Source organism: Aeromonas sp. ZOR0001 (genome assembly GCF_000801015.1).
GTDB classification, from domain to species: Bacteria; Pseudomonadota; Gammaproteobacteria; order Enterobacterales; family Aeromonadaceae; genus Aeromonas; species Aeromonas veronii.
On the sequence record NZ_JRJY01000130.1, the window covers coordinates 1 to 10,453 of the forward strand.

Here is a 10,453-nt window from a genome sequence, read left to right on the forward strand (position 1 = left end):
AGGTGCGGCAGGTGCGGCAGGTGCGGCAGGTGCCATAGTACTCTGAGGCCCTTGACCACGACCATGCAATTCATCAAGCAAGCGTTCAAACTCATCATCATCGATAAGCTCGTCCACCTCTTTTTGCACCGACTTCAGAGGATTCACCTCTGGCGCCCCCATGTGCTGTCCCTGGCCATGGAGCTGGTCCAGCAAGGCCTCAAACTCATCATCGGTGATATCGCCAGAGCTACCGACTATCGGGGCTACTGCAGCCGTCTTGGTCGGAGCCCCACCCACGCCGTGGAGCTCGTCCAGCAGACGCTCGAATTCGTCTGCAGAAATTTCATCGATCGAGCCGCCGCCATTGACAGGAGCAGGCTCGCTGCTGATGGCTGCAGGTTCAACAACTTCTGGAGCAACGTCTTCAACAACTACCGGTGCTGCAGGTTCAGATTCTACAGCCGCAGCCACACTGGTAGCAGTGCGCAGTTGCTCTTCCCCTTCTGGCTTGCACAACTCATGGAGGTCATGAAGCAAATCATCTGACGCAGGGCTGGGTGCTTCGCGATTTTGAACCTGGGCGAACATGACATTGATGGCATCCAGCGCTTGCAGGATCACATCCATCAGCTCCGCAGTAACGGTTCGCTTGCCATTACGCAAGATATCGAACACGTTTTCCGCACCGTGGCATACATCAACCAGTTCACCGAGCGACAGAAAACCTGCCCCCCCTTTCACGGTATGGAAACCGCGAAAGATGGCATTCAACAGGTTCTTGTCATCGGGCCGCTTTTCCAAGTCGACCAGTTGTTCAGACAACTGTTCCAATATTTCGGATGCTTCGACCAGAAAGTCTTGCAGTATGTCTTCATCAACTTCGAAGGCCATGCGTCACTCCATTAGAATCCCAAGCTAGACAGCAGATCGTCCACATCATCCTGACCATTGACCACATCGGCACGAGCCTCGGGGTTCATGATAGGGCCCTCTGCTTCAATCCCGTTGACAGGAATACTACGAGTTGAATGCTCAGCAGAAGCCTCACCAAACATGGTCAGCATTTCTATTAATTTTGTTTCAACTTCCTGAACAAGCTTGATGACCTTGCGGATCATCTGACCTGTCAAATCCTGAAAATCTTGTGCCATCAGGATTTCTGTCAGCAGTTGCCGTAATTTATCGGCATCAGACTCTGAAGCCTTAATAAAATCATCAAGTTGGTGACATAAGGATTTGAACTGCCCCACGCTCATGTCACGAGACATCAGGGCATTCCAGTTCGGCATCACCAGCTGGATATTGTCATTCAGGCGATCCGCTATCGGCAAACTGGCTTCCACCGCATCCATTGTGCGATTGGCCGCTTTGTCGGTCATATCGATAACGTAGCTCAAGCGCTCCCGAGCATCGGGAATATCATGAGTAGCCAAATCTGGAATACGGGGATCAAGGCGAAATTCTTGAAGTGAATCATGCAGTTGTCGGGTCAGCTGACCTACTTTTTCAAACAGATCTGCTGCGTTGGGGGCACACACTTCGGCAAGCAGTTCATCGGCCAGCTCAAATTCGCCTTGCTCCAGATGAGCAACAAGCATCCTTGCCTGGTCGAGCGAAATCATTGCTCTCGTTTTGGCCATCATCCCTGCAGCTCCTTAGCCAATTCGTTCGAAAATTTTGTCGAGTTTCTCTTTGAGCGTTGCTGCGGTGAAGGGCTTGACGATGTAACCGTTGACGCCAGCTTGGGCGGCTTCAATGATCTGCTCACGTTTGGCTTCAGCGGTTACCATCAGTACCGGCAGATGCTTGAGCTTCTCATCGACACGGATGGCTTTAAGCAGGTCAATACCTTGCATGCCAGGCATGTTCCAGTCGGTAACTACAAACTGAAAATCACCATTTTTCAGCATCGGCAGCGCTGTATTGCCGTCATCCGCCTCATGGGTATTGTTGAATCCCAAGTCGCGCAGCAAGTTCTTGATAATCCGGCGCATCGTTGAAAAATCGTCAACAATGAGGATTTTCATGTTCTTGTCCAAAATTCCCTCCTAAATAGCCACCAGAGTGGCTCACTTACATGATGCTAAAAACGGGTTGTGTCGTGCGGATTATGCCTTAGAGTTTCATCTCAGTGTAGCCAGTACAAACACTTATAGATGCCAATCTCTCAAACGAGCACGCAATCTGTGCATTGCCTGACTGTGGATCTGGCTCACACGCGACTCGCTGACATTCAAAACCTCGCCAATTTCACGCAAATTCAGCTCTTCATCGTAGTAAAGAGAGAGAACCAAAGCTTCTCTCTCTGGTAGACGACCAATTTGCTCGGATAATTGAATCTGAAATCGCTCGGCAGCCAATTCATCGAATCCCGAGCCTGAAGGGGCGTCATCGGGGTTGCCGATCACATCCTCGCTGACACCCAAATCTTCGATGCCGATAATTTTGCCGCAGGAGACGTCTTGCAGCATCGCATGGTAATCAGCGATGGAGACCCCCATCTCGGCAGCAACCTCGGTATCTCGCGCGTCACGCCCGTGAGTCTGCTCGACACTCTCGATCGCCTCTGCAATAGCGCGACTGTTGCGATGCACAGAGCGGGGTACCCAGTCACCACGCCGGATCTCATCCAGCATGGCGCCTCGGATGCGGATCCCGGCATACGTCTCGAAGCTGGCCCCCTTGCTACCGTCAAAGTTGCGGGAGGCTTCAAGCAGCCCAATCATACCTGCCTGGATCAGGTCATCCAGCAAGACACTGCTGGGCAGGCGAGCCAACAAATGCTGGGCAATTCGCTTGACCAGGGGAGCATGACGCTCCACCAGCACGTAGGAATCCTGATGACGCAAGTACGCTTGGGCTTTATTCACGGGAACCTTCCTGTGTTGTGGCCGGTTTCTGCAACAAATTTTCCAGGAAAAACTCCAGATGGCCGCCCGGCTGGTTGGGAACCGGCCAGCTCGCCGCCTTATTGGCAAGGGCCCGGAACGCCAGTGCGGCCGGCGACTTGGGAAACGCCTCGACAATCAGCTTCTGCTTGCGCACGGCGGCACGCAGATTGGTGTCATAGGGTACACAGGCGACCAGCTCCAGCGAGGTGTCGAGGAAACGATCCGTGACCCGGGTCAGTTTGGCAAAGAGCTCCTGCCCTTCGCGCAGACTGCGCACCATATTGGCCACCACCTTGAAACGAAACACACCGTGATCTTTTGAGAGGATCTTGATGAGGGCGTAGGCATCGGTGATGGAGGTCGGCTCATCGCAGACCACCACCATGATGTCTTGAGCTGCTCTGGTGAAGCTCAGCACCATGTCGGAGATCCCCGCCGCCGTATCCACCAACAGGATGTCGACCTGGGTCTTCATCTCGCTGAAGGCACGGATAAGCTCGGCATGCTGCACCGGAGAAAGCTCGACCATGGACTGGGTGCCCGAGGTCGCAGGCACGATCATCATGCCGTAGGGACCTTCGACGATGATATCGTCGATGGTGCATTCACCCGCCAGGACATGAGAGAGGTTGCGATGAACCCGCAGCCCCAGCATGACGTCGACGTTGGCCAGACCCAGGTCGGCATCCAGCACCATCACCCGCTTGCCTTGGGCGGCCATGGCTCCGGCCACGTTCAGGGTCACGTTGGTCTTGCCCACGCCACCTTTACCACCGGAAACGGCGATTACTTTTACTCGATTGTTTTGACGCATTTTGCGCAGACCACTCGCCTGATCCATATACATGTTACTCATAAAACTCCGAATCTTCGGCCTCGCCAAAGCCTGCGCCCCAGAAATAGGGCTCCTCTGTTTCTCGCTCCAGCGAGCCCATGGCAGCCCCGACGAGCTGCGCCGCATTGGCAACCTGAATATCTTCCGGAACCCTTTGTCCGTCAGTGATATAGCTGATGGGCAATGAATTCTGGATACACACGTTAATCACTTCGCCCAGATTCAGACTTTCATCCAATTTGGTAAGTATGCAGCCGCTTAATGGAATACGCCGGAAATGGTCAACCGCCTCCTGCATCACCCGACGCTGAGAAGTTGCCGACATCACCAGATAACTGCGGATCCGTACCTTGGCATTCTTGACCAGGGTATCGAGCTGCTCGGTCAAGCGGATATCCCGTTGGCCAACCCCGGCCGTATCGATAAGTACCAGCCGACGATGGCGGAACTGATAAAGGGCATTGGCCAGCTCTTCGGCATCACGCACCTGCCGTACCGGGCAACCCATGATGCGGCCATAGGTCTGCAGCTGTTCATGGGCACCAATCCGGTAGTTGTCGGTGGTGATCAGCGCCACTTGCTCGGCGCCATACTTCATGGCGAAACGGGCCGCCAGCTTGGCAATAGTGGTGGTTTTGCCCACCCCGGTCGGGCCAAGCAGCGCCACCGCGCCGCCCTGACGCATGATCTCGTCCTCGCTGATCTTGAGCTGGGCCGTCAACACCTCGGCCAACTGGGCCATCGCCTGATGGATGGACATATCTTCGGGGATCAGTCCCGCCAGTTGATCGGCAAAGGCATCATCAAAGCCGAGCTTCTTGAGCTCCTTGATCAGCAGAGCCCGCATCGGTTCGCGGCGCTCCACCTCTTGCCACATCAGCCCGGAGATCTGGTGCTCCAGCAATTTGCGGATGCTGGCCATCTCCTTGCGCATCCCCTCCATCTCCTGATCCCGCTGGGCAGGTTGAGGGGCGCGCTGGCCTGAGGCAATCCGGGCCTTGGGCTTGGCAGGTTCCGGAGCGGCGCCCCACTGCCCCTGCTCGGCCAATGTTCTGGGCGCTGCATTGGCAGCAGCCAAACCGGCCGATTGGGTATTGCCCATTGGCGCCCCATTGCCCGGCTTGAGCTTCTGCTGGCGCGCCAGCAAGGCGGCCAAGGTATCGGCATAATGTTCGTTTTGCTCCTTCGCCGGCGTCGGCTCGGGGCGGATCATCTGCCGTGCAGCAGACGAAATATTGACGCTCTCATCGTTCAGCTGACGGCGAACCGGCGCATCTTTGGGCCCCGGAACCTGGGATTGATAATCGACTGCGGCGACTATCTCTACCCCTCCGGTGACCTTCTTGTTGGACATGATGACGGCGTCAGGCCCGAGAGTCTCCTTGACCTCGGCCAGAGCCGTTCGCATATCCTTGGCAAAAAACCGCTTAATCTTCACCCGTCGTCTCCGCTAACTAGTTCTGCCCTACCGCACTGACGATGCGGATCTGCTTGTCGTCGGGCACTTCCTGATAAGACAGAACGCGCAATCCAGGAATGGCATTCTTGACAAATTTCGCCAGGGTATTGCGCAAGATCCCCGATGTCAGAAGCACGGCCGGTTGGCCTTCCAATTCTTGTCGTTGAGTGGCTTCCACCAGCGAACGCTGCATCCGCTCAGCCAGACCCGGTTCAATACCGGCACCATCACCGCCACCAGCCTGCAGGGATTGATGCAATATACGTTCCAATTCCGGCGCCAAGGTAATCACCGGCAGCTCGGGATCGGGGCCTGCAATCTCCTGCACAATCAGGCGACGCAGGGCAATCCGGCAAGCGGCCGTGAGCACTTCCGGATCCGGACTGCGCGGCGCGTATTCAACCAGGGTCTGCAGGATAGTGCGCATATCGCGGATTGGCACGCCTTCATTGAGCAAATTCTGCAATACCTTCACAAGGTTACCCATGCTGATCACTTCCGGCACCAACCCTTCGACCAGCTTGCTCTGATGTTTGCCAATCATATCGAGCAGTTGTTGTACTTCGTCATGGCCCAGCAGCAGAGCCGCATGGTTGGTCAGGATCTGGCTCAGATGGGTAGCCACCACGGTCGCGGTATCCACCACCGTATACCCCAGCGTCTGTGCCTGAGAGACCATCTCCTTGGCAACCCAGACCGCTTCCAGTCCGAAGGCGGGATCCCGGGTGGCTATCCCCTGGATCTGGCCGAACACCTGCCCCGGATTGATGGCCATCTCCTTATCATGGTAGACATTGGCCTCGCCGGTACTGACCCCCATCAAGGTGATGCGGTATTGGTTTGGCGCCAGATCCAGGTTGTCGCGAATGTGGACGGCCGGGACCAGAAAGCCCAGCTCTTGCGAGAGTTTCTTGCGCACCCCTTTGATCCGGTTGAGCAGTTCGCCACCCTGATTGCGATCCACCAGCGGGATCAGCTGATAACCCACTTCCAGCCCGATGATGTCCACCGGCATCACATCGTCCCAGCTCAGCTCTTTCTGCTCATGAGGTTGTTCGGCTGTGGCAGGCAGCAGCTCGCCCTTGGCCGCTTTGGCGGCTGCCAGCTTCTCGCGGCGCAGCAACCACCAAGCACCGGCAGCGGCGAGAGCCCCCAGACTCAGGAAGGCGAAATGCGGCATCCCCGGCACCAGTCCCATCATCAGCAGAATCCCGGCCGAGATGATCAGCGCCTTTGGATTGTCAAACAGTTGACCTAGCACCGCAGTTCCCATGTCCTGATCGGTATTCTGACGGGTCACTATGATGGCAGCGGCGATGGAGAGCAGCAGGGAGGGGATCTGCGCCACCAGACCGTCACCGATGGCCAACAGGGTATAGATCTCGGCCGATTCGCTGAAGGTCAGCTGGTGCTGCATCATCCCGATGATGAAGCCGCCGATGATGTTGATAAAGAGGATCATGATGCCCGCAATGGCATCCCCTTTGACAAACTTGGAGGCACCATCCATGGAGCCGTAGAAGTCGGCTTCCTGGGTCACGTCCTGACGACGCTTCTTAGCCTCTTCCTGATTGATGAGACCGGCGTTCAAATCGGCATCGATGGCCATCTGTTTGCCCGGCATCGCATCAAGGGTAAAACGGGCACTCACTTCTGCGATCCGCCCGGCACCCTTGGTAATGACCACAAAGTTGATGATCATCAGGATGGTGAAAACGATGATGCCGACCGCATAGTTGCCGCCGATCACAACGTTACCAAACGCCTCGATCACATGGCCGGCCGCCGCACTACCATTATGACCTTCCAGTAACACCACCCGGGTCGAGGCAACGTTCAACGCCAACCGCAGCAAGGTTGCGAGCAGCAGTACGGTCGGGAAGGCTGCAAATTCGAGGGGGCGGCGGGTATAGACGGATACCAGCAGCACCACGATGGAGAGGGCAATGTTAAAGGAGAAGAGCACGTCCAGCATCAGCGGCGGGATGGGTAACACCACCATGCCGAGCGCGGCCAATACCAGCAGAGGGGTGCCAAGGCCTTTGCCCAAAACTCCCCGGTACTCTTTGAACTGGCCCAATACTGCCTTGAATTCCATCGCGCTTCTCAATTTCAACCTGCTGGTGCCAGATTAAAGCAAACATCAAGCCAACAATGCAAGACATTGAAATGCAATGGATTTATTTTGACTACGTCAGAACTTTGTCATTTTCGATATTCGGTCGGAATGGGCAGATCTTTAGCCAGCGGCTGGGGACGGCGCCCCTGACCACGGCGGAATTTCTTGAGCTGGAAGACATAAGCGAGCACCTGGGCAACCGCCGCAAACAGCCCTTCCGGGATCTCGTGGCCCAGCTCGGTTGAGTGGTAAATAGCCCGGGTCAAAGCCGGTGACGGCATGATGGGGATCTCGTACTCTCTGGCGATCTCCCTGATCTTCATTGCAATTTCATCTGTGCCCTTGGCCACGACCTTGGGCGCGGCACCGGGTTTGCCCGCATCATACTTGAGCGCTACCGAGTAGTGGGTCGGGTTGGTGATCACCACATCGGCCTTGGGTACATCCCCCATCATTCGACGCATCGCCATCTGCATCTGCAACTGACGGATCTTGCCTTTTACCTCGGGCTTGCCTTCGCTGTCCTTGAACTCGTCCTTCACCTCCTGCTTGGTCATCTTGAGCTGACGCATGTGGTTCCACTGCTGGAACGGCACATCGATGGCCACGATGGGGAGCAGGGCACAGCAGAGGATGATCAACATCCAGAGAAACAGCTCCAGCGCATCGATAATGCCGCCGGGAAATCCCTCCATGGAGAGGTTTAGCAGGTGATTGAACTGGCTGGATAACATCCACCAGGCAAACAGGGTGATGAACACCACCTTGGCGATAGATTTGACCAGCTCGATCAGCGACTGCACCCCGAACATCCGCTTGATGCCGCTGAGTGGACTCAGCTTGCTCATCTTGGGCATCATGGCTTCGGTGGAGAAGTTCATCCCACCCATCAGGGTGTTGCCAATAAAAGCGGCAATCGCCACCAGCGCAAACAAGAGTCCCAGCGGAAGCACCAGTTCCCCCAGCAGCGCCGGCAGCATGGCGATCATGGCATTGGGATCAAACGCCTGTTCCCTGTCCAGGGTAAAGCCCATGGTGACTACCTTGATCATGGCAGTCGCCAGCGAGCCCTTGAGCATCAACAGGCCAAAGACCGCCGAGAGCAGAACGCTGGCGGTCCCCAGCTCTTTTGAACGTGCAATCTGCCCTTTTTCACGGGCCTGTTGCAGTCGTTTGCCCGTGGGTTGTTCGGTACGTTCCTGGTCGGTATCAGCCATGAGCGCCCCCGAAGCACTGGGTGTTGATCAGCTCGCAGCTAACCTCCTGCACCCGCTCCCACATGATGTCAAAGTGGCCGAGGAACCCGCCGATAGTGAGCCAGAGGATGAGCAGACCCGACATCATGCTGACCGCAAAACCGATACTGAAAATGTTGAGTTGCGGCGCAGCCCGGGTCATGACACCAAAGGCGAAGTTGATTAGGAGCAAAGCGACGATGGCTGAGAGCGACATCACCAAAGCAGCCTGATACATCACACCCAGAAACGCACTCAGGGTTTTCATGGATGAAACCGAGAGGCCGAGCTCGGAGACAGGCAGTGTCTCGAAACTAAGAATGACCAGCCGCAGCATCACCAGATGACCGTCCAGCGCCAGAAACACCAGGGTCGCCAACATCAGATAAAACTGCCCCACCACGGGGGCCGACTGGCCATTCATCGGATCCACCAGGGTGGCAAAACCCAGACTGGTCTGCATGGCGATGACCTGACCGGCCATCACGAAGCTCTCCATCAGAAACTGGGTCATCAGACCAAGGGCAATACCGATCAGCAACTGCTGGCCCAATACCAGAAAGCTGCCGGCCGAGAAGAGTTCAATGGGTGGCATTTTCGGAAGCAGCGGGGCAATCAGAAAGGTGATGGCCAAAGCCAGCCCCATCCGTACCCGCGCAGGAGCGAGGCGGCTGCCGAATACCGCCATCACCATCAGCAGGCTGCTCACCCGCGCCAGCGGCCAGAGGATGGAAGACAACCACTCCATGATCAGAGCGGTTGTGTAGGTCATCCCACCACCTCGGGGATTTGATTGACCATCAGTATGAAGAAGTCCATCAGACTCTGCATTCCCCAGTGAGCACCAATTCCCAAGGCTAGCAGGGTCACGATAAGACGGGGCAGAAAGCTCAGGGTCTGTTCGTTGATGGAGGTGGCCGCCTGAAAAATGGCTACCACCAGCCCGATTGCGAGACTGGGCAGGATCACGGCGCTGACCATGATATTGACCAGCCAGAGCGCCTCGCGAAAGACGTCGACAAAGGTTTCAGGACTCATGTTCGGGCTCCTTGCGCTCGACCGGCTAACCGGCACCCAGTCCGAAACTGTTGGCCAGTGACCCCAGAATGAGGTTCCAGCCATCCACCATCACAAACAGCATCAGCTTGAAGGGCAGCGAGACAATCATCGGCGAGAGCATCATCATCCCCATCGCCATCAGAATACTGGCGACCACCAGATCGATGACCAGGAACGGCAGGAACAGCATAAAACCAATCTGGAAGGCGGTTTTCAGCTCGCTGGTGACAAATGCAGGGATCAGCACTCGTAGCGGCACATCGGCAGGTTTCTCCACCTGCACGTTGGCGATCTCCATAAAGGTGTTGAGATCCTTGATCCGGGTCTGGGCCAACATGAACTGATGGATGGGCAACTCGGCCCGCTCCAGCGCCTCCTTTGCCTGAATGGTCTCGGCCAGATAGGGCTGCAACGCCTCATCATTGATGCGATCCAGCACCGGCGACATGATGAAGAACGACATAAACAGGGCGATGCCGATCAACACCTGGTTGGAGGGACTCTGTTGCAGACCTATTGCCTGGCGCAAGATACCCAACACCACAATGATGCGGGTAAACGAGGTCATCATGATCACCATGGCTGGCAAGAAGGAGAGCGCGGTCATCAGCGCCAGCACTTGCAGGGTCAGGCTGTACTCCTGAGAGCCATCCCCCATGGTCTTGACGGTCACCGCCGACATGGCGTCCTGTGCCAACGCAGGCCAGGAGCAAAACAGTGCTATCAGCAGGCTGACCAGCAGCCCCGTTTTCAGCCATAAGCCGTTAGCTTTTTTCATGCTTGCCCATCAATTTGCCAAGCTGCTGGGAAAACGCCTGCGGCTGGTTTTCGTCCAGCGGCTCCTCCAGCCGGTAGAGAAAGTTGACCTGCTGC

General features: G+C 56.2%; 11 protein-coding genes and 1 pseudogene. All 12 read right to left on the minus strand.

What is annotated here, in order from left to right:
• A partial coding sequence (locus L972_RS16525; RefSeq protein WP_047439645.1) for an Hpt domain-containing protein occupies window positions 1-873 on the minus strand: 873 nt, incomplete at its 3' end.
• Window positions 874-884: 11 nt separating this feature from the next.
• The gene (locus L972_RS16530) at window positions 885-1,625 is read right to left on the minus strand and encodes a protein phosphatase CheZ (protein ID WP_005353668.1); all 741 of its coding nucleotides are present in this window, start codon (window positions 1,623-1,625) and stop codon (window positions 885-887) included.
• A gap of 12 nt (window positions 1,626-1,637) precedes the next feature.
• On the minus strand, window positions 1,638-2,009 hold the full coding sequence (gene cheY / locus L972_RS16535; RefSeq protein ID WP_005334709.1) for a chemotaxis response regulator CheY: 372 nt from the start codon (window positions 2,007-2,009) through the stop codon (window positions 1,638-1,640).
• 123 nt (window positions 2,010-2,132) lie between these two features.
• Window positions 2,133-2,852 (minus strand): RNA polymerase sigma factor FliA, encoded by a 720-nt coding sequence (locus tag L972_RS16540; protein WP_047439647.1) that lies wholly within the window; start codon window positions 2,850-2,852, stop codon window positions 2,133-2,135.
• The gene (locus L972_RS16545; protein WP_013723550.1) at window positions 2,845-3,720 is read right to left on the minus strand and encodes a MinD/ParA family protein; all 876 of its coding nucleotides are present in this window, start codon (window positions 3,718-3,720) and stop codon (window positions 2,845-2,847) included. Before L972_RS16545 ends, L972_RS16540 begins: the two co-directional genes overlap by 8 nt.
• 1 nt (window position 3,721) lies before the next feature.
• The gene (flhF, locus tag L972_RS16550; protein ID WP_047439649.1) at window positions 3,722-5,146 is read right to left on the minus strand and encodes a flagellar biosynthesis protein FlhF; all 1,425 of its coding nucleotides are present in this window, start codon (window positions 5,144-5,146) and stop codon (window positions 3,722-3,724) included.
• Window positions 5,147-5,162: 16 nt separating this feature from the next.
• On the minus strand, window positions 5,163-7,265 hold the full coding sequence (gene flhA, locus L972_RS16555; protein ID WP_005353675.1) for a flagellar biosynthesis protein FlhA: 2,103 nt from the start codon (window positions 7,263-7,265) through the stop codon (window positions 5,163-5,165).
• Between the two features lie 107 nt (window positions 7,266-7,372).
• Complete coding sequence (flhB, locus tag L972_RS16560; protein ID WP_047439651.1) at window positions 7,373-8,503, minus strand: flagellar biosynthesis protein FlhB; 1,131 nt, start codon at window positions 8,501-8,503, stop codon at window positions 7,373-7,375.
• Window positions 8,496-9,293, minus strand: coding sequence for a flagellar biosynthetic protein FliR (gene fliR, locus L972_RS16565; protein ID WP_047439653.1), 798 nt, complete (start codon window positions 9,291-9,293; stop codon window positions 8,496-8,498). Before fliR ends, flhB begins: the two co-directional genes overlap by 8 nt.
• Window positions 9,290-9,559: a flagellar biosynthesis protein FliQ gene (gene fliQ / locus L972_RS16570; RefSeq protein ID WP_005334727.1), complete on the minus strand. Its 270-nt coding sequence runs from the start codon at window positions 9,557-9,559 to the stop codon at window positions 9,290-9,292. The genes fliR and fliQ overlap by 4 nt, the downstream gene beginning before the upstream one ends.
• A gap of 25 nt (window positions 9,560-9,584) precedes the next feature.
• A complete protein-coding gene (gene fliP / locus L972_RS16575; RefSeq protein WP_047439655.1) occupies window positions 9,585-10,358 on the minus strand; it encodes a flagellar type III secretion system pore protein FliP in 774 nt (257 codons plus the stop codon).
• A pseudogene (locus L972_RS16580) lies at window positions 10,345-10,453 on the minus strand (flagellar biosynthetic protein FliO); the annotation flags it as partial. The gene fliP and the pseudogene L972_RS16580, both read right to left, overlap by 14 nt.

What these genes read in the sequence shown, in the direction of transcription:
- L972_RS16530 (WP_005353668.1), bottom strand. Translation starts at nt 1,625, where the DNA reads ATGATGGCCAAAACGAGAGCAATGATTTCGCTCGACCAGGCAAGGATG.
- cheY (WP_005334709.1), bottom strand. Translation starts at nt 2,009, where the DNA reads ATGAAAATCCTCATTGTTGACGATTTTTCAACGATGCGCCGGATTATC.
- L972_RS16545 (WP_013723550.1), bottom strand. Translation starts at nt 3,720, where the DNA reads ATGTATATGGATCAGGCGAGTGGTCTGCGCAAAATGCGTCAAAACAAT.
- flhA (WP_005353675.1), bottom strand. Translation starts at nt 7,265, where the DNA reads ATGGAATTCAAGGCAGTATTGGGCCAGTTCAAAGAGTACCGGGGAGTT.
- flhB (WP_047439651.1), bottom strand. Translation starts at nt 8,503, where the DNA reads ATGGCTGATACCGACCAGGAACGTACCGAACAACCCACGGGCAAACGA.
- fliR (WP_047439653.1), bottom strand. Translation starts at nt 9,293, where the DNA reads ATGACCTACACAACCGCTCTGATCATGGAGTGGTTGTCTTCCATCCTC.
- fliQ (WP_005334727.1), bottom strand. Translation starts at nt 9,559, where the DNA reads ATGAGTCCTGAAACCTTTGTCGACGTCTTTCGCGAGGCGCTCTGGCTG.
- fliP (WP_047439655.1), bottom strand. Translation starts at nt 10,358, where the DNA reads ATGAAAAAAGCTAACGGCTTATGGCTGAAAACGGGGCTGCTGGTCAGC.